This window comes from Streptomyces sp. NPDC088197, from assembly GCF_044741185.1.
In the GTDB taxonomy this organism is placed as follows: domain Bacteria; phylum Actinomycetota; class Actinomycetes; order Streptomycetales; family Streptomycetaceae; genus Actinacidiphila.
In genome coordinates this window covers 139,375-163,710 of sequence record NZ_JBIUSD010000015.1, presented here as the reverse complement: position 1 = coordinate 163,710, position 24,336 = coordinate 139,375, and the positions used below count along the sequence as shown (strand labels likewise).

Genomic DNA, 24,336 nt, shown 5'->3' with positions numbered 1-24,336 from the left:
ACCATGAGTGGAACGAGCCCGCTACGGTTCGACACCGGCCGGCTGTGTCTCGATCTCGTCGCCACCCGCACCGGCCGCCCCGAGCGGGAGCGGCTCGGCACGCCCGACCGGCTGGCGGCGTGGCTGTACGGGACCGGCCTGGTGCCGCGCGCGCCCGGGGAGGCGGCGCGGCCGGACCTCGCCGTGGACGACGGCTGGCTGAGCGGATTCCGCGGCCTGCGCGCCGTCGTCTGCCGGGTCGTGACCGCCGAGGTCGCCGGTGAGCGGCCCGCTGCCGCCGACATCGCCGAGCTGAACGCGACGGCGCTGGCCGCCCCGCCCGCCCCGCGCGCGGTCACCGGCGAGGGCGGCGCCCTGATCCGTACGCTGGCCGCGCCCCCGGAGCCCGCGGGACTGCTCGCGGCCGTCGCCCGCGACGCCGTCGCGCTGCTGACCGACCCGCTGGCCCGTACGCAACTGCGCCGCTGCGAGGGCGAGAACTGCTCGCTGGTCTACCTCGACACCTCCCGCGGCCGACGCCGCCGCTGGTGCAGCAGCGAGATCTGCGGAAACCGCGAGCGCGTCGCCCGGCACCGCCGTCGCACCACCACGCGCGGGACTCTCACCTCGCCCCAGGGCTGACCCGCCGGGGTCCCCGGCCCGCCGGAAAACTGACCGCGCCTCAGACCCGACCGCACGGCGGAGTGTGCAGAAGCCCGCAGGTCGCGTACGGTTGCAGGCTGCCCCACGTGCCCCGTCACGTACGTGGGCGGCGCATGACGCAATGAAGAAGGGGGTCCTGCGTGGCCGCGCAGACCACAGCCCACCTGGGGGTCCGGGATCAGGAGATCGCCGTCGAGCAGGCGCATCTGGACCGGGTGTACCACCGCCTCGAAGAGAAGATCGACGAAGCCGAGTTCCTGATGAAGGACGCCGCCCAGCGCGGCCACGTCGGCACGCCGGGCGCGCTCGCCGAACGCGACGCGCAGGTCTTCCGCGCGGGGGTCCACCTCAACCGGCTGAACAGCGAGTTCGAGGACTTCCTCTTCGGCCGGATCGACCTGCTGCGGGGCAAGGACGGCAAGAAGGGCGCCGACGGCGCCTTCACCTCCGTCGAACCCGCCGACGACGCCGTCCGCGAGGACCGGACCGCCGACATCGCCGAGACCCTGCACATCGGCCGGATCGGCGTCCTGGACAGCGAGTACGCGCCGCTGGTCATCGACTGGCGGGCCCCGGCCGCCGCGCCCTTCTACCGCTCCACCCCGGTCGCGCCGGGGCGCGTGGTGCGCCGCCGGGTGATCCGCTCCAAGGGCCGCAAGGTGCTCGGCGTCGAGGACGACCTGCTGCGCCCCGAGCTGACCACCGGGCTGCCGGTCGTCGGCGACGGCGCCCTGATGGCGGCCCTCGGCCAGGCCCGCAGCCACACCATGCGGGACATCGTGGCGAGCATCCAGGCCGAGCAGGACATGGTGATCAGGGCGCCCGCCGCGTCCGTTACCGAGGTGACCGGCGGCCCCGGCACCGGCAAGACCGCGGTCGCCCTGCACCGGGCCGCGTACCTGCTCTACCAGGACCGGCGGCGGTACGCGGGCGGCATCCTGTGCGTCAGCCCGACCCCGCTGCTGGTGTCGTACACCGAGGGCGTGCTGCCGTCGCTCGGCGAGGAGGGCCAGGTAGCGATCCGCGCCGTCGGCTCGCTGGTCGACGGCGTCTCCGCCGATCTGTACGACGAGCCCGCGGTCGCCCGGATCAAGGGCTCGCTGCGGATGCAGAAGGTGCTGCGCAACGCGGCCCGCGGCGCGCTCGACCTGACGCCCGGCCGCCCGGCGACGCTGCGCGTGGTCGCCTTCGGCCGCCGCGTGGAGCTGTCCGAGCAGGAACTGGCGGGCATCCGCCACAACACCCTCGGCGGCACCGCGCCCGTCAATCTGCTGCGCCCGCGCGCCCGCCGCCTGCTGTTGGACGCGCTGTGGCGCAAGACCGGCCGCCGCTTCGACGATCCGGAGCTGGCCGCGGAGGAACGCCAGGGCTTCGACGAGGACATCAGCACCGAGCAGGACTTCACCGACTTCCTCGACGCCTGGTGGCCGGTGCTCCAGCCGCGCGCCGTGCTGGCCGCGCTCGCCGACGAGAAGCGGCTGACCCGCTGGGCGCGCCGGGTGCTGTCCCCGCCGGAGGTCCGCCGGGTGGCGCGCTCGCTGCGCAGGACCGGCGCCACCGCGCACGACGTGGCGCTGCTGGACGAACTCGACACGCTGCTCGGCCCGGTGCCGCGCCCCAAGCGCCGCGAGGCCGACCCGCTGGACCAGCTCACCGGCCTGGACGAGGTCACGACCTTCGCCGACCGGCACGACGCGGGCCGCCGCAGCCGAGCCGAGCGGCTGGACGAGGAGCGCACCGAGTACGCGCACGTCATCGTGGACGAGGCGCAGGACCTGACGCCGATGCAGTGGCGGATGGTCGGGCGCCGCGGCCGTACGGCCACCTGGACGATCGTCGGCGACCCGGCGCAGAGTTCCTGGACGGACGTGGACGAGGCGGCGCGGGCGCGCGACGAGGCGCTCGGCACCCGGCCCCGGCGGCGCTTCACCCTCACCGTCAACTACCGCAACCCCGCCGAGATCGCGGAGGTCGCCGCCACCGTGCTGGCGCTCGCCATGCCCGGCATGCAGTCGCCGCGCGCCGTGCGCTCCACCGGTGTCCTGCCGCAGTACGCGGTCACGGGCGACGACCTCGGCGCGGACGTACGCCGGTGCGCCGCGCGGCTGTTGGAGGAGGTGGACGGCACGGTCGGCGTCGTCGTCGCCATGAACCGCCGCGCCCAGGCCCGCGGTTGGCTCGAAGGGCTCGGCGAGCGCGTCGTGGCGCTCGGCAGCCTGGAGGCCAAGGGCCTGGAGTACGACGCCACGCTCGTGGTGTCCCCCGCCGAGATCGCGGAGGAGTCGCCCGCGGGGCTGAGGGTGCTGTACGTGGCCCTGACGCGGGCGACGCAACGCCTGATGGTCCTCGCGGCCGAGGGCGATTTGCCGGACGCCGAGGGAGTGCCGGACCTGCTGCGCCCCTGACCGGGCGGCGGGGTCCGACAACGGGTCCGGGAACGGGTCCGAGAAGCGGGTCCTGGCACGGGTTCGGGAACGGGTCCTGGCACCGTTCCGAAAACGCCGTGGGCGCCCCCTCCGGAAGAGGGGGCGCCCACGTGACGTTCACGACACCGGCCCGCCATGCTCGCCTCGCGGCAAGTGGGCGCTCGAAGCGCCTAAGGTTGGGCCCGGGGGCTTGGATCGAGCCGGTGCCGTACTCAGGCTAACAAACGGCTACGGGAACCTCTTCCCGGCGGACGAAAATCTCTTCTTCGGTCCACCCGGTTGCGCCGCTCCCGCATCGCGGAAGTATTCTTCCAATCTTCACCCCACGCGGGTTTACGCGTACCCGTCGGTAGGTGCAACGATCGACGGGCAGCACCACCAGCAGCAGAGGAACCGGAAGAAGGTCCGTCATGGCAACGGCGCCAAGCGTCTCGTACTCGATCACGGTACGGCTGGAGGTCCCCGCCAGCGGGACCGCGGTCAGCCAGCTCACCACCGCGGTGGAGTCCTCGGGCGGTTCGGTCACCGGCCTGGACGTCACCGCGTCGGGCCACGACATGCTCCGCATCGACGTCACCGTCGCCGCCAGCTCCACCGCGCACGCCGACGAGATCGTCGGCAAGCTCCGCGGCATCGAGGGCGTCGCCGTGAGCAAGGTCTCCGACCGTACGTTCCTCATGCACCTCGGCGGCAAGATCGAGATGCAGTCCAAGCACCCGATCCGCAACCGTGACGACCTCTCCATGATCTACACCCCCGGCGTCGCCCGGGTCTGCATGGCCATCGCGGAGAACCCCGAGGACGCCCGCCGCCTGACCATCAAGCGCAACAGCGTGGCCGTCGTCACCGACGGCTCCGCCGTCCTCGGCCTCGGCAACATCGGCCCGAAGGCCGCGCTGCCGGTCATGGAGGGCAAGGCGGCCCTCTTCAAGCGCTTCGCCGGCATCGACGCCTGGCCGCTGTGCCTCGACACCCAGGACACCGACGAGATCGTGGCGATCGTCAAGGCCATCGCCCCCGGCTTCGCGGGCATCAACCTGGAGGACATCTCCGCGCCGCGCTGCTTCGAGATCGAGGCCCGGCTGCGCGAGGCGCTGGACATCCCGGTCTTCCACGACGACCAGCACGGCACCGCCATCGTGGTGCTCGCCGCGCTCACCAACGCGTTGCGCGTGGTCGGCAAGCAGATCGGCGACGTACGCGTCGTCATGTCCGGCGCGGGCGCGGCCGGTACGGCCATCCTCAAGCTGCTGCTGGCCGCCGGAGTGAAGCACGCGGTGGTCGCCGACATCCACGGCGTGGTGCACTGCGACCGCGACGACCTGGTGGAGGCGTCGCCGGACTCGCCGCTGCGCTGGATCGCCGACAACACCAACCCCGAGGGCGTCAGCGGCACCCTGAAGGAGGCCGTGACCGGCGCCGACGTCTTCATCGGCGTCTCCGCGCCCAACGTCCTGGACGGTACGGACGTGGCGCGGATGGCGGACGGCGCGATCGTCTTCGCGCTCGCCAACCCCGACCCCGAGGTGGACCCGGGCGTGGCCCGCGAGACCGCCGCCGTGGTCGCCACCGGGCGCAGCGACTTCCCCAACCAGATCAACAACGTCCTGGTCTTCCCCGGCGTCTTCCGCGGCCTGCTGGACGCCCAGTCCCGCACCGTGAACACCGAGATGATGCTGGCCGCCGCGCACGCCCTCGCGGACGTGGTGGGGGAGGGCGAGCTGAACGCCAACTACATCGTCCCCAGCGTCTTCAACGACAAGGTCGCGGGCGCGGTCGCCGACGCCGTACGCGACGCGGCCAAGGCGCAGGGACCGGCGGTGGCCGCCGCGGCGACCGCGCCGGGGGCGGTCTGACAATCCGTCCGACAAACGGATTCGATGCGTCGACCATGTGACGACAATCCGTCATCCCCGTGGTGTCCCCGTGCAATCGCATCGTTTTTTGTGCGACTCGCGCGGTCGGTGGATTGGCTTTCCCCCCATATATGGGGGCAGGATGCACACCTGGGCAGTGAGGCACACAGCAACAGCTTCGAGCTCGCGCCCCCATGGCAGAAAGAACACGGGAGTACAGATATGAACCGCAGTGAGCTGGTGGCCGCTCTGTCCGAGCGCGCCGAGGTGACCCGCAAGGACGCCGACGCCGTACTGGCCGCGTTCGCTGAGACCGTCGGTGAGATCGTGGCCAAGGGCGACGAGAAGGTCACCATCCCCGGCTTCCTGACCTTCGAGCGCACCCACCGTGCCGCTCGGACCGCGCGTAACCCGCAGACCGGTGAGCCGATCAACATCGCGGCTGGCTACAGCGTGAAGGTTTCGGCGGGCTCCAAGCTCAAGGAAGCCGCCAAGGGCAAGTAATCACATCGCCAAAGGGCGGCTTCTCCCGGGGGAGAAGCCGCCCTTTCGCATGGGGCGTACCGCTCAGGAAGCGACCGCGCCCGCGGGCTGGGGCAGCTCGATGTGGGCGCCCAGGCCCTCCAGCTTGGCGAGGAAGTTCTCGTAGCCCCGGTTGATCAGGTCGATGCCGTGCACGCGCGAGGTGCCCTGCGCGGCCAGCGCCGCGATCAGGTACGAGAAGCCGCCGCGCAGGTCGGGGATGACCAGGTCGGAGCCCTGGAGCTTGGTCGGGCCCGACACGACCGCGGAGTGCAGGAAATTGCGCTGCCCGAAGCGGCAGGCGGAACCGCCCAGGCACTCGCGGTAGAGCTGGATGTGCGCGCCCATCTGGTTGAGCGCGGAGGTGAAGCCGAGCCGGGACTCGTACACCGTCTCGTGCACGATGGACAGCCCCGACGCCTGGGTGAGCGCCACCACCAGCGGCTGCTGCCAGTCGGTCTGGAAACCGGGGTGCACGTCGGTCTCCAGCGCGATGGCGTTGAGCGGGCCGCCCGGGTGCCAGAAGCGGATGCCGTCGTCGTCCACCTCGAAGGCCCCGCCGACCCGGCGGAAGGTGTTGAGGAAGGTCATCATCGACCGCTGCTGGGCGCCGCGGACGTAGATGTTGCCCTCGGTGGCCAGCGCCGCGCTCGCCCAGGAGGCGGCTTCGAGGCGGTCGGGGAGCGCCCGGTGGTTGTAGCCGCCGAGCTTGTCGACGCCGGTGATCCGGATCGTCCGGTCGGTGTCCATCGAGATGATCGCGCCCATTTTCTGCAGGACGCAGATCAGGTCCTCGATCTCCGGCTCGACCGCCGCGTTGGACAGCTCCGTGACGCCCTCGGCCAGCACCGCGGTGAGCAGCACCTGTTCGGTCGAGCCGACCGACGGGTACGGCAGCCGGATCTTGCAGCCGCGCAGCCGCTGCGGCGCCTCCAGGTACTGGCCGTCGGCGCGCTTCTCGATCGTGGCGCCGAACTGCCGCAGCACGTCGAAGTGGAAGTCGATCGGCCGGCCGCCGATGTCGCAGCCGCCCAGGCCCGGGATGAAGGCGTGGCCGAGCCGGTGCAGCAGCGGGCCGCAGAACAGGATCGGGATCCGGGAGGAGCCCGCGTGGGCGTCGATGTCGGCCACGTTGGCGCTCTCGACACGCGTCGGGTCGAGGACCAGCTCGCCCGGTTCCTCACCGCTCTGCACCGTCACGCCGTGGAGCTGGAGCAGCCCGCGTACGACGCGTACGTCACGGATGTCGGGGACATTGCGGAGTCTGCTCGGTCCGCTGCCGAGCAGGGCGGCGACCATGGCCTTGGGCACGAGGTTCTTCGCACCGCGGACACGGATCTCGCCCTCGAGGGGGGTTCCGCCATGAACAAGCAGTACATCGGCGATGTCGGTCATGGATCTCGCGATCTTCGGAACGGTTGGTACGGGGGAGGCCGGGCGCGGCCGGGGTGCTCGCCGCGCGGAGCGCAGGAAGAAATGGTAATGCGCCTACTGACCCGTCCCGGCTGCCGTGAACCTCGGCCAGTGTCATGACTTCGCTACAGCGCGGTGCGTGGCGGACCGCACACCGTCCGCTGCCGCGCGCGCCGTACCGCGTGTCGCGCCGTAGCGGCGGATGTCCGGGAGTGGCGGTTGCCGCTCCGCCCAGCGGGTTTGTGCGGGATCATGTGTCCCATGACCGAGGTGTCCTCGCTCACCGGAAGACTGCTCGTCGCCACACCGGCGCTCGCCGACCCCAACTTCGACCGGGCGGTGGTGCTCCTCCTCGACCACGACGCGGAGGGGTCGCTCGGCGTCGTCCTGAACCGGCCCACGCCGGTCGGCGTCGGCGACGTCCTGCTGCCCTGGGCGCCGCTGGCGGGCGCGCCCCCGGTGGTCTTCCAGGGCGGCCCGGTCTCGCTGGACTCCGCGCTGGGCCTGGCCGTGGTGCCGGGCGACGTCCGCGAGGGCGAGGACGCGGACCCGCTGGGCTGGCGGCGGGTGCACGGCGCGATCGGCCTGGTCGACCTGGAGGCGCCGCCCGAACTGCTCGCCGCCGAGCTGGGCTCGCTGCGGATCTTCGCCGGATACTCCGGCTGGGGGCCCGGCCAGCTGGAGAAGGAACTGGTCGACGGCGCCTGGTACGTGATCGAGTCCGAGCCGGGCGACGTGTCCTCGCCCGATCCCGAACAACTGTGGCGCTCGGTGCTGCGCAGGCAGCGCAATGAGCTGGCCATGGTGGCCACGTATCCCGACGATCCGTCTCTCAACTAGTCTTGAGTCTTATGAGCACTCTTGAGCCCGAGCGCGGGGCGGGCACCGGCACTCTGGTCGAGCCGACCCCGCAGCTCTCCCATGGTGACGGCGACCACGAGCGCTACGCGCACTATGTCCAGAAGGACAAGATCATGGCGAGCGCGCTGGAAGGCACGCCCGTCGTCGCGCTCTGCGGCAAGGTCTGGGTCCCGGGACGCGATCCGAAGAAGTACCCGGTCTGCCCGATGTGCAAGGAGATCTACGAGGGCATGCCGCTGGGCGGCGGGGACAAGGACAAGTCCGGCAAGGGCAGCGGCGGCAAGAGCTGACGTCCGCGCTCCTCGCCGGCGGAAACAGGGGCGGACGTGGACAGCGGTCAGGGTGACGACGGCGCGTTCGGCGCGGCGGACGCGCCCGGCGACGACGACGCGAGCGACGGCGAGCGGGTGCACTCGCTCGTCGCGCAGAGCCGGTTCGCCGAGGCGCACGCCCTCGTCAGCGATGCCTTCGTGGAGCGCAACGGCAGCGCGGGCTACCTGCTGCGCGCCTGGATCCTCGCGCAGGAGAAGCGGCGCCCCGAGGCCCGCGAGTCGGTCGACTGGGCACTGGCGCTCGCCGGGCCCGCGGAGGCGGCCGACGTCTTCGTGCTGGCCGGGGTCGTGCTGCTCTCGCTGGACGAGCCGCACGCGGCGCTGACCGTCGCGCTGCGGGCCACCGGCGCCGACCCCGACGGCTGGGAGCCGTCGGTGCTGCTCTCCGACGTCTACCGGCGGCTCGGCCGGGTGCCCGACGCGGTGGCCGCCGCCCGCCGCGCGGTCGCGCTCGCCCCGCAGGAGGCCGAGGCGCAGGTCGCGCTGGCCCGTTCGCTGACCTCGGGGCGCGGGCTGCTCGGCCGGGTGCCCAAGCGGCACCGCGCCGAGCACCAGAGCGCGGTGGAGCGGGCGCTGATGCTCGGCGCCGACCCCAGCCAGCTCACCGCGCCGCGCGGCGGGGCACTGGCCGGGATCATCGCCGTGGCCCTGCTGGTGGGCGTGCAGCTCTTCCGGATCGCGACCGGTGACGTGTGGCAGATCATCGCCACCGCCGCCGGGGCCGCGGCGGCCCTGGTCCTGATCGTGGTCCTGCTGACGGTGGCCGGGCGCCGCTCCGGTACGCCGTTGCCCGCCCGGCTGCGGGGCATCCGTGCCACCGTCCGTACGGAGCTGGCCGCCGATCCCTGGCTGCGGCGGGTCCGGGAGATCAACGCCGTCGCCGTACTCCCGCTGGTGCCGCTGGTCACCACCGTGCTGCCCTGCGACAAGGAACGGCAGCGCGCGCCGTGGCCGCTGTGGGCGGTCTCCGCCGTGACCGCGGCCGGTCTGGCCGCCGTGGTCGTCGTCGGCCTCGCCGTCCGCTGGTGGTACGGCGGGCCCTTCGCCGAGCGCGCGTTCCTGCGGAGCTGGAACGGGCGTGTGCAGCTCGCGGCCGTGTTCGCGCTGCTGGGCGCCACCCTCGCCCTGGCCTCCGCCCCCGACGTGCCCCACTCCGCGTGGCAGGCCCTCACCATCGCCCACTTGGCGTGGCTGCTCCTCGGTGTGACCCTCACCGTGCTGCTGGCCGTGCGCGCCCAACGCGAGAGGGCGGCTGCCGCCTTCTAGTCTTTCCCGGGCCGGGTACGCGGTGCCCCGCTCCGGCGGCCCCCGCACTCCCGGCCGGTGGGGGCTGGCCGCGCAGTGCCTCCCCCCAGCTACCGCTGGGAGGTGCCCCCGGCGCCCCTCGGGGCCCGTGCCCGTCGTCTTTGCCCGCGCCCGGGCGGGGCAAGTCTGCCGCGGGCGGGTGAGCCGAGCGCTTCAGGGGCGCGGGAACTGCGCGACCAGGCATGACGCTTCCGCGGTCGGAGAACGGTCCTCGGCCAGGCAGCTGCGGGATTGGTCTATGCCAATCGCGGATTACGGGTCAGGATGGCCCCCATGGACCTCATTCCGGCCCCGCGCCATCAGACCCCGTACGGCACCGACGACGCCTTCGTCCTCGGGCCCGAGACGACCCTCACCGCGACCCCCGGCGCCGAAGGCGCCGCGCGCTGGCTGCGCGGAGTGCTCGCGGCAGCGACGGGCCTGCCGCTGGCGCCGGTGGAGCCGTCCGGGAAGGACGTGATCCGGCTGGCGGTGGACGACGCGGTGGCCAGGGAGCTGGGCCCCGAGGGCTACCGCATCATGGCCGCGCCCAACTCCGGCGTGCACGTCTTCGGCGGGAGCCCCGCCGGCGTCTTCTGGGGCGCGCAGACCCTGCGCCAGCTCCTGGGGGCCGACGCCTTCCGCCGGGCGCCCCTGGGGGAGCGCGAGTGGCGCGTGCCGACCTGCCAGATACAGGACGCCCCCCGCTTCGCCTGGCGCGGCTTCATGCTCGACGTGGCACGGCACTTCATGCCGAAGGACGTCGTGTTCAAGTACCTCGACCTGATGGCCGCCCACAAGCTGAACGTGCTGCACTTCCACCTCACCGACGACCAGGGCTGGCGGGTGGAGATCAAGCGCTACCCGAAGCTGACCGAGGTCGGCGCGTGGCGCGAGCGCACGAAGATCGGGCTGCGCGAGTCGCCGCTGTGGGACGAGCGCCCGCACGGCGGTTACTACACCCAGGACGACATCCGCGAGATCGTCGCGTACGCCGCCGAGCGGCACATCACCGTCGTCCCCGAGGTCGACATTCCCGGCCACTCGCAGGCGGCCATCGCCGCGTACCCGGAGCTCGGCAACACCGACGTCGTCGACACCTCGGCCCTCTCCGTGCTGACCACGTGGGGCGTCAACCCCAATGTGCTCTCGCCCGCCGAGAGCACCCTGCGCTTCTACGAGAACGTCTTCGCCGAGCTGCTGGAGCTGTTCCCCGGCGAGTTCTTCCACGTCGGCGGCGACGAGTGCCCCAAGGACCAGTGGCGCGCCTCGCGTTCGGCGCAGGAGCGGATGCAGGAGCTGGGCCTGGAGGACGAGGACGAGCTGCAGAGCTGGATGATCGGCCACTTCGACCACTGGCTGACCGAGCGCGGCCGGCGGCTGATCGGCTGGGACGAGATCCTGGAGGGCGGCCTCGCCGAGGGCGCCGCCGTGTCGTCGTGGCAGGGATACGCCGGCGGCATCGCGGCGGCCAAGGCCGGGCACGACGTGGTGATGTGCCCCCAGACCCATGTCTACCTGGACTGGCGGCAGTCGGAGGACCCCGAGGAGCCGGTGCCGATCGCGCACGCCCGCGGCCTGGAGGACGTCTTCCGCTTCGAGCCGGTTCCGCCGCAGCTCACCGAGGAGGAGGCGGCGCACGTCATCGGCACCCAGGCCAACATCTGGACCGAAGTCATGGACTCCGTACGGGTGCTGGACTACATGGCCTTCCCGCGGCTCGCCGCCTTCGCCGAGGTCGCCTGGTCGGACCTGCCCGCCGCCGACGAGCGCGACTGGCCGGAATTCGAAGCCCGGATGCGGACCCACTACGCCCGACTGGACGCCCTGGGCGTGGAGTACCGGCCGCCGGGCGGCCCGCTGCCGTGGCAGCGCCGCCCCGGCGTCCTCGGCCGTCCCAAGGACGGTCCGCCCCCGATCGTGTGACTGATTCCGCAACTTCCGCACCCGGCGCGGGCGGAGCTGGCACGGTGGAGTGGCGTACCGTCGCAACACACCCGAAGGATGGCAATTCCGGCACAGCGGTTGATTCCGTCAGAGCCGTACGATCGCGCCCGTGACGGACGGATCGGTACTTCGTGGACCCTCGCGTTGACCACCGTGGAACATGTGCCAGAGTTGCCACGTCCAGGCTGTGAGCACGTACGGTACGGCTACCGCGCGACGGAGGAAGGCCGGGAAGGGGCAGGCTGCGTGAGCACGTATGCACGGCGGACGGCGGAGAACGTGACGCTGCCGTCCTCGCTCGACGAGGCGGTGGAGGCGCTCGCCGCCATGCCCAGCGCCGTGCCCGTCGCAGGCGGCACCGACCTGATGGCGGCGGTGAACTCCGGGCTGCTGCGCCCGGACGCGCTGGTCGGCCTCGGCCGGATCAGTGAGATCCGCGGCTGGCAGTACGCGGACGGCGCGGCGCTGCTCGGCGCCGGACTGACCCACGCGCGGATGGGGCGGCCGGACTTCGCCGCCCTCATCCCCGCGCTCGCCGCCGCCGCCCGCTCCGCGGGACCGCCGCAGATCCGCAACGCGGGCACCCTCGGCGGCAACATCGCGACCGCGGCCCCGACCGGCGACGCCCTCCCGGTGCTCGCCGCGCTGGAGGCCAGCGTCATCGTCGCCGGACCCGAGGGCGACCGCGAACTCCCGGTCAGCCACCTGCTCACCGGCATGGACCCGCTGCGCCCCGGCGAACTCCTCGCCTTCGTGAGGATTCCGCTGCTGCACGCGCCGCAGACCTTCCTCAAGGCCACCGGGCGCACCGGGCCGGGGCGCGCGGTGGCCTCCGTCGCGCTCGTGGTCGACCCCGCGCGCCGCCAGGTGCGCTGTTCGGTGGGCGCGGTCGCGCCGGTGCCGCTGCGGCCCCTGGAGGCCGAGCAGTGGGTCGCGGGCCTCATCGACTGGGACGGCGACCGCAATCTCGCCCCCGAGGCGTGCACGGCCTTCGGCGAGTACGTGGCCGCCGCGTGCATCCCGGACCAGGAAGGTGTCGAACTGCCGCCCGCCGCCGTCCAGCTACGCCGTACCGTGGCCGCACTGTCCCGTCGAGCGCTCGGGAGGGCACTGGCATGACCGACCAGCCGCAGCCGCAGCCGGGCGCACCCGGCACCGACGACAGGTCGGGCACGTCCGGCGGGTCCGGTGCGTCGCCCGGCACGTCGGGGACCTGGCAGCCGGTGCCCGGCGGCGGGGACTACGACCCCGACCAGACCATGCACGTCTCCTTCGCGGCCCAACTGCCGCCGGAGCCGCGGCCGGGCGAGGACCCGCTCGGCGCGCACGGCCCGGCGGGACCGCCCGTCACCGGTGAGGGCGACCCGGTCACCCAGTGGTCGATCCCGGTCATAAAGGACGACGCGGACGGCGACTCGGGGGAGTTCTCCGTCGGCTCCTTCGCCTCGCCGTGGGACCAGGCGCCGTCGCCCGCGCCCACGCAGTCCTTCCCCGCCGGGATGTTCGGGCAGGGCGCGGCGGCCGCCGCGCAGGCCCAGGCGGCCGCTCAGGCCGCCGCCCAGGCGCAGGCCGGGCAGGGCGCACCGCAGGACCAGCTCACCGGGCAGTGGGACTTCAGCGGCGTCGGCACCGGAATCGACCCCGGTACGGGCCTGGGCACCGGCCTGGGCGCGGGAGTTGACGAGGGGCTGCCCTGGCCGCCCACCCAGGCCGCCTGGTCCGCCGCCGTCGACGACCCGGAGGGCCCGCCGCCCGGCGCGGGACACCAGGCCACCGCCGACAGCGCGTTCACGCACACCGGCCACGACGCCGACTACGGCACCGGCCACGACCCGGCGGCCAGGACGCGCGCCCCCGGCGATCCCGAGAGCCCCGGCAGCGCGGGCGCGCTGCACGACCCCGAGGGCCTGTCGGACGGCCTCACCCCGCTCACCGGGATCGGCGCGCTCGACGGCGTCGACGGCCTGTCCGCGCTCGACGGTCTCAGCGGCCTCGACGCCCTGCCGGGCGGCCTGGGCGGCCTGTCCGCGCTGCCCGCGCTCGACGGCGGCGAGGAACTGGTGGCGGACGGCCACGTCCCGGACGGCCTCGCGCCGGACGGCCACGTACCGGACGGCCACGTACCGGACGGCCTCGCGCCGGGCGAACTGCCCCCGGCCGGGCCGCTCCCCGACGCCGTGGACGGCCCCGCGCCCGACGGCCTCGCCCCCGACCCCCTCGCCCCGGATTCCGGTACGGCGGAGGCGGACGGCGACCTCGCGGCCGACGAGGCCGAGCGGGAGCCGGAACCCGTCGAGGAGACCCACAGCGAACACCCCCTCGCCTCCTACGTCCTGCGCGTCAACGGCGCCGATCGCCCGGTGACCGACGCCTGGCTCGGCGAGTCGCTGCTCTACGTGCTGCGCGAACGCCTCGGCCTCGCCGGCGCCAAGGACGGCTGCGAACAGGGCGAGTGCGGGGCCTGCTCCGTCCAGGTCGACGGCCGTCTGGTCGCCTCCTGCCTGGTGCCCGCGGCCACCGCGGCGGGCAGCGAGGTCCGTACCGTCGAGGGCCTGACCGTGGACGGCCGCCCCTCCGACGTCCAGCGCGCGCTCGCCGAATCCGGCGCCGTACAGTGCGGCTTCTGCATCCCCGGCATGGCGATGACGGTGCACGACCTGCTGGAGGGCAACCACAAACCCACCGACCTGGAGACCCGCCAGGCGCTGTGCGGCAACCTCTGCCGCTGCTCCGGCTACCGCGGCGTCCTCGACGCCGTCGACCAGGTCATCGCCGCCCGCGAGGCCGCCGCCGACGACCCCGACAACCCGGCGTCCGCGGCCTCCTCCACCCCCGCCCGCGTCCCGCACCAGGGCGGCCCCTCGGGAGGCGCCGTATGACCGGCATCATCGACGGACCGGGGCCCGTCGCGGAGACCCTGGCGGGCGCCGGGGCGGTACGGGGGATCGGCGCGTCGCTGCCCTCGGCCGACGCGCTCCAGAAGGCGCAGGGCACCTACCCGTACGCGGCCGATCTGTGGGCCGAGGGGCTGCTGTGGGCGGCCGTGCTGCGCTCGCCGTACCCGCACGCGCGGATCACCCGGATCGACACCAGCGAGGCCGTCGCGATGCCCGGCGTGCGGGCCGTCGTCACGCACGAGGACGTGCCGGGCGACGCGATGCACGGCCGCCGGGTCGCGGACCGCCCGGTCTTCGCCGAGGACCTGGTGCGGCACCACGGCGAGCCGATCGCCGCCGTCGCCGCCGACCACCCCGACACCGCCCGGCTCGCCGCCGCCGCGATCCTCGTCGAGTACGAGGTGCTGGAGCCGGTCACCGACCCCGAGAAGGCGTTCGCCGCCGAGCCGCTGCACCCCGACGGCAATCTGATCCGGCACATCCCGCTGCGCTTCGGCGACCCCGACGCGATCGGCGACGTCATCGTGGAGGGCCTGTACCGGGTCGGCCGCCAGGACCCGGCGCCGATCGGCGCCGAGGCCGGACTCGCCGTCCCGCGCCCGGACGGCGGCGTCGAGCTGTACGTCGCCTCCACCGACCCGCACGCCGACCGTGACCTGGCCGCCGCCTGCTTCGGCCTCGAACCCGACCGCGTCAAGGTCGTCGTCACCGGCGTGCCCGGCGCGATGGGCGACCGCGAGGACTCCGGCGTCCAGCTCCCGCTCGGCCTGCTCGCGCTCAAGACCGGCTGCCCGGTCAAATTCGTGGCCACCCGCGAGGAGTCCTTCCTCGGCCACGCCCACCGCCACCCCACCCTGCTGCGCTACCGGCACCACGCCGACGCCGAGGGCCGCCTGGTCAAGGTCGAGGCGCAGATCCTGCTCGACGCGGGCGCGTACGCCGACGCCTCCTCCGACGCGCTCGCCGCCGCCGTGGCCTTCGCGGCCGGTCCCTACGTCGTCCCGCACGTCTTCGTCGAGGGCTGGGCCGTACGCACCAACAACCCGCCGTCCGGCCACGTACGCGGCGAGGGCGCGCTCCAGGTCTGCGCCGCGTACGAGGGCCAGATGGACAAGCTCGCCGCGAAGGTCGGCCTGGATCCGGCCGAGATCCGGATGCGCAACGTCCTGGCCACCGGCGACCTGCTGCCCACCGGCCAGACCGTCACCTGCCCCGCGCCCGTCGGCGAGCTGCTGAAGGCCGTACGCGACGCCGAGCTGCCCCCGCTGCCCGACGGCGACGACGAGTCGCAGTGGCTGCTGCCCGGCGGCACCTCGGGCGCGGGCGAGCCGGGCGCGGTACGGCGCGGGGTCGGCTACGCGCTCGGCATGGTCCACGTGCTCGGCGCCGAGGGCGCCGACGAGGTGTCGACCGCGACCGTACGCGTCCACGACGGCCGCGCCACCGTCATCTGCGCCGCCGTCGAGACCGGCCAGGGATTCACCACGCTGGCCCGGCAGATCGTCCAGGAAGTCCTCGGCATCGACGATGTCCAGGTGCTGCCGTCCGACACCGACCAGCCGCCGTCGGGACCCTCCGCGCGCGGACGCCACACCTGGGTGTCCGGCGGCGCGGTCGAGCGCGCGGCCAAGATGGTCCGCACCCAGCTGCTCCAGCCGCTCGCCGCCAAATTCGGCATGTCCGTGGAGCTGCTGTCCATCGCCGACGGCAAGATCACCTCGTACGACGGTGTGCTGTCCACCACCGTCGCCGAGACCCTCGACGGCAAGGAGCTGTGGGCCACCGCGCAGTGCCGCCCGCACCCGACCGACCGGCTCGACGACACCGGCCAGGGCGACGCCTTCGTCGGCCTCACCTTCTGCGCGATTCGCGCCGTGGTCGACGTCGACATCGAACTGGGCGCCGTGCGCGTGGTCGAGATGGCCGTCGCCCAGGACGTCGGCCGCATCCTCAACCCCCGCCAGCTCGCCGCCCGCATCGAGGCCGGGATCACCCAGGGCGTCGGCCTCGCCCTGATGGAGGACCTCCGCGCGCCCCGAGGCATCGTCAAACGCCCCAGCCTCACCGGATACTCCCTGCCGACCGCCCTCGACGCCCCCACGGTCCGCATCATCCGGCTGGTCGAGGAGCGCGACGTCCTCGCCCCCTTCGGCGCCAAGGCCGTCTCCGCGGTCCCCGTCGTCACCGCCCCCGCCGCGGTGGCCGCCGCCGTCCGCGCCGCCACCGCCCGCCCCATCCCCCGCCTCCCCATCCGCCCCCAGGCCGCGGTGGTCAAACCCCAGAACTAGCGCCTGTCCGGCGGATCATGGGCGGTCCAGGCGGTGCCCGGTACGTGCGAGCGCAAGGCGCCGGGGCGGCCTCGTAGCGGAGCTGTCCCGGGCGGGTTGAGCTTGTCAGGGGCGCGGCCGCGGCTGAGCGTGCCGGTCCACCGCGCCCCTGGACAACGTGGCCCGGCGCCTTTACGCGGCGCGCGCCAGGCGGGTCACAGGCGCATGCCGGTCGCCATGTCGCGGACGGCTTCCAGGGCTTGTTGCTGGAGGCCGCCGCCGAAGGTGACGCGGGTGGCGCCGAGGAAGGCCAGCTCGCGGGGGGAGGGCCCGCCGGGACGGCAGAGGGCGTTGAGGGGGAGCGGGACGGCTTCGGCGATCTCGGCGAGGAGGGCGGGCGGGGCGAGGATCGGGTAGACGCAGTCGGCTCCGGCGGCGGCGTAGAGCAGCCCGCGCTCGACGGCGGCGCCGGTCGTACGGTCGCCGCGCAGAAACGTGTCGATGCGCGCGTTGACGACCAACGCGTCCCCGGCGGCGGCGCGTACGGCCGCGAGCCGGTCCGCCTGCCGCCGGGGCTCGACCAGCCCCCTGGACCCCGGCTCGGAGTCCTCCAGATTGCACCCGACGGCCCCGGCCTCCAGCAGCCGCTCGACCAACTCCTCGGGCGCCAGCCCGTATCCGGCCTCGACGTCGGCCGACACGGGGACGTCCACGGCGCGGGTGATCCGCCGGATCGCGGCGAACATCTCGTCGGCGGGCGCCTCGCCGTCCTCGTACCCCAGCGACGCCGACACCCCGGCGCTGGGCGTCGCCAGCGCCGGGAAGCCCGCGTCCGCGAACACCCGCGCGCTGGCCGCGTCCCACGGCCCCGGCAGCACCAACGGATCGGCGGCGTCCCGCCCGTGATGCAGCGCCAGCAGCGCCTTCGCGCCCCCCGCCCCGGCCCCGGCCACGCCCCCCGCCCCGGCCACGCCTCCCGCCCCGGCCCCGACCTCGGCCCCGGCCCCCGCGCCGCTCACGCGCTCGCCGCCGGCTGCGTCCTGAACGTCACGTTGAACCGGTTCCACGCGTTGATCGCCACGATCGCGGCCCCCAGGCGCGCCAACTCGTCCGCGTCGAAGTGCTCCGCCGCCCGCGCGTACACCTCGTCCGGCACGAACCCGTCCGTCAGCAGCGTCACCGCCTCCGTCAGCGCCAGCGCCGCCCGCTCCTTCTCGCTGTAGACGCCGTCGACCTCTTCCCACGCGCTCAGCAGGAAGATCCGCTGGTCGCTCTCCCCGGCCTTCCGCGCGTCCTTGATGTGCATGTCCAGGCAGAACGCGCACCGGTTGATCTGCGACGCCCTGATCTTCACCAGTTCCGCGACCACGGGGTCGAGCCCCTTCGCCGCCGCCTGGCTGAACCCCAGCATCGCCCGGAACGCGTCCGGCGCGTGCTTCGCGTAATCCACTCGCTCACTCATACCGACGACGCTACGGCCTGATCGCCCCGCGCCGTTGTACCACTCCCGCCCCAAATCCCTGGGCCAATCGCGGCGGGAGCGGACGGGCGGCCCGGCTTCGGGCCCGGTTTCAGCTCTCCGCCGCCGCCAGGGCCGCCTCGATGTCGGCGACGGAGGCCGGCGCGGGGGGCTCGGCCATGAAGTCGGCGACCGACTTGTCCGCGTAGGGCAGCCCGTACGCCGCCGTGCCGGGCTGGAACCGCCGGCCCTCGGCGAGCGGCCCGGCGTCCACCGTGTCGAAGCCGAGCAGATCGAGCAGCTCAGCGGCGTGCGCCTTCGCGTCGGCGTCGTCACCGGCGATGGGCAGGGCGCTGCGGTCGGCCGCTCCCGCCGGACGCGGCAGCGCCGCCAGGTGCTTGAAGAAGATGTTGTTGAACGCCTTCACCACGTGGGCACCGTCCAGATACCCCTGGAGCAGCCCGCTGTCGGTGGTCTTCTTCTCGACCAGCTCGGCGATCTCGCCGTCGCGCTGCGGGTAGTAGTTGCCGGTGTCGATCACGGTCTTGCCCGCCAGCGGCTCCCGCGGAATCCGCGGATACGCCTTGACCGGGACCGTCACCACCACCCAGTCCCCGGCGGCGGCGGCCTCCGCCGCCGTGCCCGCGCGGGCTCGTGGACCGAGCTCCGCGACGAGGTCCGCGAGGGTTTCCGGCCCCCGGGAGTTGCTGAGCACCACATCGAGCCCGCTGTCGACCGCCAGCCGGGCCAGGGTGCCGCCGATGTTTCCGCTGCCGATCAGTCCCAAAGTCGCCATACCGGCGGCAACCGCCACGGCCACGTCAGTATTTCCGCCGGTCCGGTCGTTCACCCTGTCAGCGGCGCCGGTGCGGCCCGAGTGCGAGGAGCACGTCGCCGAGCCGGGCGGCGGTCAGGGGTGGCGCGGGCAGGGTTTTCGCCTTCGGCGGCGTCTTCGGCAGGGGCTCCGGCCCGGCCCGGAAGCCGTCCAGGAGCCTCTCCCCGCTTCGTGCCTGGAGAGTGATGTCGCTCAGATACCCCAGGACTCGGCCGGATCGTCCAGCCACACGTACTGCCCGTCGGCGTCGACCGTCAGCCCAAAGCGCTCGACCCCCGGCTTTCCCCGGCCCGTCCACCAGCGGAAGGCGGCCTCCACCTCGTCCCACAGCCGACGCGGCCCGTACTGGACGGCCGCTGGTTCGACCGGGAGAACCTCAAACGCTGGGAAACCGAACGCCGTTTACCCGTCCCCGCCTGGCACCCCCTGCTGGCGAAGGCGTACGGCCTGCCGGTGGAGAAGATCGTCCGGGCGGTCGCGGCGAGTAAGCAGTGGCGCAGACTTCGGAACCGCCCGGATAGTGGTGAGGGGGGAGAGGAGGGCACGGAGGTGGACCGACGACAGTTCCTCGGCGCGGCGGCAGCGGCGGCGACGGGTGCGGTGGCTCTGCCCGGCATCGCGGAAGCGCGCCAGGGCATCAACGCGGCGCTCAGCGGCTCCGATGCCGGCGACCTCGCCTATCTCGACGGTGCTTTCGAGCGGCACCGCGGCGGCTATCGCGGCCGTCCTCCCACCGTTGTCCTGACGCAGATGCGCGACGACCTCGACCTGCTGCGGGACGTCCTGAGCCGTCCGCACGCGGCTGCCGCGCGAGCCGACCTTGCCCGGACAGCGGCCGGGATCACCGGCCTGGTGGCGATCATCCAGCACGACCGCAGCGACCAGCGCGACGCGCACGGTTGGTTCACCACCGCCGAGCAGGCCGCCCGCGAGTCCGGCGACCGGCAGATGCTCGCCTGGGCACTGGCACGGCACGCGATGGTGCCCCTCAACTACGGTGCTCCGAAAGCCGCCGCCGATCTCGCGGGTCGTGCCCGCGCCGAGGCCGGGCAGAGTCCGTCCGCCGCGGCGGCCCTGGCAGCGGCCGTCAACGCGCGGGCGCTGGCCGCGATCGGAGACCAGCAGGGAGCGCTCCGCTCCGTCGCCGACGCGCGTCTGATCGCCGAACATCTGGACGGCACCCACGCCGCCGACACCTGGTTCGGCTACCCGCTCCAGAAGCACCACGTTCACCTCTCCCAGGCGTTCACGCTCCTCGGCCGCACACGGGAGGCGTACGCCGAGCAGGAGGCCGCCCTCGCCCTCACCCGGACCCCGTCCGTCATGACCCGCGCCCTGCTGGAGATGGACGCCGCGCTCTGCCTTCACACCGACGGCGACCCGACCGCGGCCGCCGACAAGGCGGTCGCCGTCTGGGAACGGCTCCCCGAGGCGTACCGCGACGGCCTCGTCCGAGCCCGCGCCGAGACCTTGCACCAAGTGCTTCCCGGCGCCGCCCACACCAGGCTCGGCGAAGCACTCGCGAGCTGATGACCGGGAGACGTGGCCGAGAGGCTGAGACGTTCGGCGGGTCCGGGACTGAGACGGGAACTGAGACGGACCACCAAAAGGGCGGCACCCTCATCGGGTGCCGCCCTTCTGATTTGCCTGGTCAAAGGCGACTGGAGGCCGTGACCGGAATCGAACCGGCGTAACTCGCTTTGCAGGCGAGTCCCTCAACCACTCGGGCACACGGCCAGGTGTGTGTGCGGTGTGGTTCGACCTTCGCGGGTGGGGCGGGGGTGGGTCAAGGGTGGGGGAGGGGGTGCAACGGGACTGCCATACGGCGTTCATGAACGGGGGTGCGGGCCGGGGCGGGAAGGCGGCCGGGACGAGGGCGGGACGAGGGCGGGGCGTAGGGCGAAAGGCGGAGGGAAAGGGGGTCGCAGGGCAGGGGTGAAAGGGGCTGATGCCCCTTACCCTTGGCTGGTGACTGCCTCCGACACTCGCCGTGACCAGCGGCTTCCTGGAATCGACCCCGATACCGCCCCGGCCGCGCCGGAAGGCGTGATGGGGCGGTCGTACCGCGCGCTGACCCTGGGCATCGTGTCGGTGGTGCTGATGATCGCGTTCGAGGCGACCGCGGTGGGGACGGCGATGCCGATCGCGGCGCGGGAGCTGGACGGTCTCGGGCTGTACGCGTTCGCGTTCTCGGGGTATTTCACGACGTCGCTGCTCGCGATGGTGGTCAGCGGGCAGTGGTGCGACCGGTCGGGGCCGCTGCCGCCGCTGGCGGCGGGCATCGGCGGCTTCGCGGCGGGACTGGTGATCAGCGGGACCGCCCAGTCGATGTGGCCGTTCGTGCTCGGCCGGGCCGTGCAGGGGCTCGGCGGCGGGCTCGTGATCGTCGCGCTGTACGTGGTGGTCGGCCGGGCGTATCCGGAACGGCTGCGGCCCTCGGTGATGGCCGCCTTCGCGGCGTCGTGGGTGGTGCCGTCGATCGTCGGGCCGCTGGTGTCGGGGACGGCCACCGAACACCTCGGCTGGCGCTGGGTGTTCCTGGCCATCCCGGTCCTCGTGGCCCTGCCGCTCGCCGTCATGCTGCCGCCGCTGCGGCGGGCCGCGCACGCCCCCGACCCGGCCCCCGAGACGCTGCCCGAGGCCCCCGAGCCGGTCGCGCCGCCCGTACGGGACGGGCGGCGGATCTGGTACGCGGTGGCGCTCGCGACGGGCGCGGCGCTGTTGCAGTACGCGGGCCAGGACATCAGCCCGCTCTCGGTGATACCGGCCGTCGCGGGCATCGTGCTGCTCGTACCGTCCGCGCTGCGGCTGCTGCCGCCCGGCACCTTCCGCGCGGTGCGCGGGCTGCCCACGGTGATCCTGATGCGCGGGATCGCGGCGGGCACCTTCATCGCCGCCGAGAGCTTCATCCCGCTGATGCTGGTCACCCAGCGCGGCCTGTCCGCGACCATGGCGGGTCTGTCGCTGGCGGGCGCCGGGCTCACCTGGGCGCTCGGCTCGTACGTCCAGGCCCGCCCGCGCCTGGCGCCGGTCCGCGAACGCCTCGCGCAGTTCGGCATGGTGCTGTCCGCCGCCGCCATCTGCGGCGCCTCCCTCGCCCTCGTCCAGTCCGTACCGGTGTGGATCGTGGCCGTCGCCTGGTGCGCGGGCGGCCTCGGCATGGGCCTGGTCATCTCCACCCTCAGCGTGCTGATGCTGGAGCAGTCCGCCCCCGCGGAGGCCGGCGCCAACTCCGCCGCCCTCCAGGTCTCCGACGCCCTCTCCAACGTCCTCCTGGTCGCCGCCGCCGGCACCGTCTTCGCCGCCCTCGGCGGCGGCACGGTCGGCGCCGCGGCCGACGCGAGCACCACCACGACGGCACACCCCGCCGCCTTCGCCGCCGTCTTCCTCCCCGCCGCCGCCCTGGCCCTCGTGGGCGCCTTCGTAGCGGCCCGCCTGCGCCCCCACCCGAAATCGGCGTGAGACCGACCGCCTGCGCCCGGGACTGCGTATCACCGTACGAGACGGCGTCCGCGCGCCCGTATGTGAGCTGAGTCGCACACGGGCGGCGCGGTGGCGTCGGGACGGGGGTGAGGGGGTGCGGCCGGTAGGCTGAGGCGGTTTTCGTACCGACCCGCCGCGAGACGAACCTCAACGGAGACCGTGACTACCACCGCCGCATCGCACCCGCACCATCTGTCTCCCGCCTTCCCCGGGCGCGCGCCCTGGGGGACGGCGAACAAGCTTCGGGCCTGGCAGCAGGGGGCCATCGACGCGTACGTCGCCAAGCAGCCGCGGGACTTCCTCGCGGTGGCGACACCCGGCGCCGGGAAGACCACCTTCGCGCTGTCGCTGGCGTCGTATCTGCTCCACAACCACCTGGTGCAGCAGATCACGGTGGTGGCGCCCACCGAGCACCTGAAGACGCAGTGGGCGGACGCGGCGGCGCGGATAGGGATCAAGCTGGACCCGGAGTACAGCGCGGGCCCCGTCGGCAAGGAGTACCACGGCGTCGCCGTGACGTACGCGGGCGTCGGGGTGCGGCCGATGCTGCACCGCAACCGCTGCGAGCAGCGCAAGACGCTGGTGATCCTGGACGAGATCCACCACGCGGGCGACAGCAAGTCGTGGGGCGAGGCGTGCCTGGAGGCGTTCGACCCGGCGACGCGGCGGCTGGCGCTGACCGGGACGCCGTTCAGGTCGGACACCAACCCGATCCCCTTCGTGGTGTACGAGGAGGGCAACGACGGCATCCGCCGCAGCGCCGCCGACTACACGTACGGGTACGGCAACGCGCTCAACGACGGCGTCGTGCGCCCGGTGATCTTCCTCAGCTACAGCGGCAACATGCGCTGGCGCACCAAGGCGGGCGACGAGATCGCGGCGCGCCTGGGCGAGCCGATGACGAAGGACGCCATCGGACAGGCGTGGCGGACCGCGCTCGCGCCGACCGGCGACTGGATCCCGAACGTGCTGAAGGCCGCCGACCAGCGGCTGACCGAGGTCCGCAAGGGCATCCCGGACGCGGGCGGCCTGGTGATCGCCACCGACCAGGACTCGGCCCGCGCCTACGCCAAGCTGCTCAAGGAGATCTCCGGGCACAAGCCGACCGTCGTGCTCTCCGACGACCCCGGCTCCTCCAAGCGGATCGAGAAGTTCAGCGAGTCCGAGGACCGGTGGATGGTCGCGGTCCGGATGGTGTCGGAGGGCGTCGACGTGCCCCGCCTCGCGGTCGGCGTGTACGCCACGACGATCTCGACGCCGCTGTTCTTCGCGCAGGCCGTGGGCCGTTTCGTACGGTCGCGGCGGCGCGGCGAGACGGCGTCGGTGTTCGTTCCGACCATCCCGATGCTGCTGGAATTCGCCAACGAGATGGAGGTCGAGCGCGACCACGTGCTCGACAAGCCCAAGAAGCAGGGCGAGGAGGACCCCTTCGCGGAGGAGGACAAGCTCCTCGCGGACGCGGAGAAGGCCGAGGACGAGGCCACCGAGGAGGACATGCTGCCCTTCGAGGCGCTGGAGTCCGACGCGGTCTTCGACCGGGTGCTGTACGACGGGGCCGAGTTCGGCATGCAGGCGCATCCGGGCAGCGAGGAGGAGCAGGACTACCTCGGCATCCCCGGACTCCTCGAACCGGACCAGGTCCAGATACTGCTGCAGAAGCGGCAGGCCCGACAGATCGCCCACAGCCGGAAGAAGCCGGACGAAGAGGCCGATCTGCTCGAACTCCCCGCCGAGCGGCGCCCGATCGTCACCCACCGCCAACTGCTCGAACTGCGCAAGCAGTTGAACACGCTCGTGGCCGCGTACAACCATCAGAGCGGTAAGCCGCACGGGGTGATTCACACCGAATTGCGCCGTGCGTGCGGCGGGCCGCCGAGCGCCGAGGCGACGGCGGGACAGCTCGGCGAGCGGATCAAGAAGGTGCAGGAGTGGGCGACCCGAATGCGATGATGTCGGCCGTATTGTAGAGGGTGGATCTCCAAAGTCGGGTCAAGCCGACGCCCGGATTGTGGACGACCCCTTCCGCTGAGCGGTACCCGCTCGCTACGGTGCCGGTCACGCACGCGCCGTGGCAGTGCAGCCGCGGAGCGCAGCCGGTATGACGACTACCGG

General features: G+C 73.3%; 18 protein-coding genes, 1 tRNA gene and 1 pseudogene. 14 read left to right on the top strand and 6 right to left on the bottom strand.

Going from position 1 to position 24,336, the window contains the following annotated elements:
• Positions 1 to 3 precede the first annotated feature (3 nt).
• From ACIOC1_RS29215 to ACIOC1_RS29200, 4 genes are all read left to right on the top strand, one after another.
• Positions 4 to 621, top strand: coding sequence for an ABATE domain-containing protein (locus tag ACIOC1_RS29215; RefSeq protein WP_355342982.1), 618 nt, complete (start codon positions 4 to 6; stop codon positions 619 to 621).
• Between the two features lie 161 nt (positions 622 to 782).
• Entirely contained in the window at positions 783 to 3,047 is a 2,265-nt protein-coding gene (locus tag ACIOC1_RS29210) for a HelD family protein (protein ID WP_401856905.1), read from the top strand.
• Between the two features lie 431 nt (positions 3,048 to 3,478).
• Entirely contained in the window at positions 3,479 to 4,924 is a 1,446-nt protein-coding gene (locus ACIOC1_RS29205) for a malic enzyme-like NAD(P)-binding protein (RefSeq protein ID WP_391047160.1), read from the top strand.
• Positions 4,925 to 5,146: 222 nt separating this feature from the next.
• Positions 5,147 to 5,428, top strand: coding sequence for an HU family DNA-binding protein (locus ACIOC1_RS29200; protein WP_355342991.1), 282 nt, complete (start codon positions 5,147 to 5,149; stop codon positions 5,426 to 5,428).
• 63 nt (positions 5,429 to 5,491) lie between these two features.
• Here ACIOC1_RS29200 and murA read toward each other — a convergent pair whose 3' ends face one another.
• Complete coding sequence (gene murA / locus ACIOC1_RS29195) at positions 5,492 to 6,841, bottom strand: UDP-N-acetylglucosamine 1-carboxyvinyltransferase (protein ID WP_355342994.1); 1,350 nt, start codon at positions 6,839 to 6,841, stop codon at positions 5,492 to 5,494.
• 279 nt (positions 6,842 to 7,120) lie between these two features.
• Between murA and ACIOC1_RS29190 the strand changes: the two genes are divergently transcribed.
• The 7 genes from ACIOC1_RS29190 to ACIOC1_RS29160 all read left to right on the top strand — a co-directional run bounded on the left by ACIOC1_RS29190 (position 7,121) and on the right by ACIOC1_RS29160 (position 16,468).
• Complete coding sequence (locus ACIOC1_RS29190) at positions 7,121 to 7,699, top strand: YqgE/AlgH family protein (protein WP_188284071.1); 579 nt, start codon at positions 7,121 to 7,123, stop codon at positions 7,697 to 7,699.
• A gap of 11 nt (positions 7,700 to 7,710) precedes the next feature.
• Entirely contained in the window at positions 7,711 to 8,010 is a 300-nt protein-coding gene (locus ACIOC1_RS29185; RefSeq protein ID WP_093716639.1) for a DUF3039 domain-containing protein, read from the top strand.
• 36 nt (positions 8,011 to 8,046) lie between these two features.
• Positions 8,047 to 9,318 carry a hypothetical protein gene (locus ACIOC1_RS29180; RefSeq protein WP_355343000.1) on the top strand — a complete coding sequence of 424 codons (1,272 nt, stop codon included), beginning with the start codon at positions 8,047 to 8,049 and terminating at the stop codon, positions 9,316 to 9,318.
• A 312-nt stretch (positions 9,319 to 9,630) separates the two neighbouring features.
• Positions 9,631 to 11,262, top strand: a complete 1,632-nt coding sequence (locus ACIOC1_RS29175; protein ID WP_401856901.1) for a beta-N-acetylhexosaminidase — start codon at positions 9,631 to 9,633, stop codon at positions 11,260 to 11,262.
• 267 nt (positions 11,263 to 11,529) lie between these two features.
• Positions 11,530 to 12,402, top strand: coding sequence for an FAD binding domain-containing protein (locus ACIOC1_RS29170; protein ID WP_355343006.1), 873 nt, complete (start codon positions 11,530 to 11,532; stop codon positions 12,400 to 12,402).
• On the top strand, positions 12,399 to 14,162 hold the full coding sequence (locus tag ACIOC1_RS29165; RefSeq protein WP_401856899.1) for a 2Fe-2S iron-sulfur cluster-binding protein: 1,764 nt from the start codon (positions 12,399 to 12,401) through the stop codon (positions 14,160 to 14,162). The genes ACIOC1_RS29170 and ACIOC1_RS29165 overlap by 4 nt, the downstream gene beginning before the upstream one ends.
• Positions 14,159 to 16,468 carry a xanthine dehydrogenase family protein molybdopterin-binding subunit gene (locus ACIOC1_RS29160; protein ID WP_355343012.1) on the top strand — a complete coding sequence of 770 codons (2,310 nt, stop codon included), beginning with the start codon at positions 14,159 to 14,161 and terminating at the stop codon, positions 16,466 to 16,468. The genes ACIOC1_RS29165 and ACIOC1_RS29160 overlap by 4 nt, the downstream gene beginning before the upstream one ends.
• Positions 16,469 to 16,662: 194 nt before the next feature.
• Here the strand turns inward: ACIOC1_RS29160 and ACIOC1_RS29155 are convergent, their stop codons facing one another.
• From ACIOC1_RS29155 to ACIOC1_RS29140, 4 genes and pseudogenes are all read right to left on the bottom strand, one after another.
• On the bottom strand, positions 16,663 to 17,418 hold the full coding sequence (locus tag ACIOC1_RS29155; protein ID WP_401724182.1) for an isocitrate lyase/phosphoenolpyruvate mutase family protein: 756 nt from the start codon (positions 17,416 to 17,418) through the stop codon (positions 16,663 to 16,665).
• 44 nt (positions 17,419 to 17,462) lie between these two features.
• Positions 17,463 to 17,909 (bottom strand): carboxymuconolactone decarboxylase family protein, encoded by a 447-nt coding sequence (locus tag ACIOC1_RS29150; RefSeq protein WP_355343018.1) that lies wholly within the window; start codon positions 17,907 to 17,909, stop codon positions 17,463 to 17,465.
• Positions 17,910 to 18,018: 109 nt separating this feature from the next.
• On the bottom strand, positions 18,019 to 18,702 hold the full coding sequence (locus tag ACIOC1_RS29145) for an NADPH-dependent F420 reductase (RefSeq protein ID WP_401856896.1): 684 nt from the start codon (positions 18,700 to 18,702) through the stop codon (positions 18,019 to 18,021).
• A gap of 231 nt (positions 18,703 to 18,933) precedes the next feature.
• Positions 18,934 to 19,089 (bottom strand): annotated as a pseudogene (locus ACIOC1_RS29140) (protein-L-isoaspartate(D-aspartate) O-methyltransferase); the annotation flags it as partial.
• A gap of 201 nt (positions 19,090 to 19,290) precedes the next feature.
• Here ACIOC1_RS29140 and ACIOC1_RS29135 point away from each other — a divergent pair.
• The gene (locus ACIOC1_RS29135; protein ID WP_401856894.1) at positions 19,291 to 20,271 is read left to right on the top strand and encodes a twin-arginine translocation signal domain-containing protein; all 981 of its coding nucleotides are present in this window, start codon (positions 19,291 to 19,293) and stop codon (positions 20,269 to 20,271) included.
• Positions 20,272 to 20,403: 132 nt separating this feature from the next.
• On the opposite strand, the gene ACIOC1_RS29130 is transcribed toward ACIOC1_RS29135, so the two are convergent.
• Positions 20,404 to 20,478, bottom strand: a tRNA-Cys gene (locus ACIOC1_RS29130).
• 312 nt (positions 20,479 to 20,790) lie between these two features.
• On the opposite strand from ACIOC1_RS29130, the gene ACIOC1_RS29125 reads away from it, so the two are divergent.
• Positions 20,791 to 22,203, top strand: coding sequence for an MFS transporter (locus ACIOC1_RS29125; RefSeq protein WP_401856923.1), 1,413 nt, complete (start codon positions 20,791 to 20,793; stop codon positions 22,201 to 22,203).
• Between the two features lie 180 nt (positions 22,204 to 22,383).
• Complete coding sequence (locus ACIOC1_RS29120) at positions 22,384 to 24,174, top strand: DEAD/DEAH box helicase (RefSeq protein WP_355343030.1); 1,791 nt, start codon at positions 22,384 to 22,386, stop codon at positions 24,172 to 24,174.
• The last annotated feature ends 162 nt before the right edge of the window (positions 24,175 to 24,336 follow it).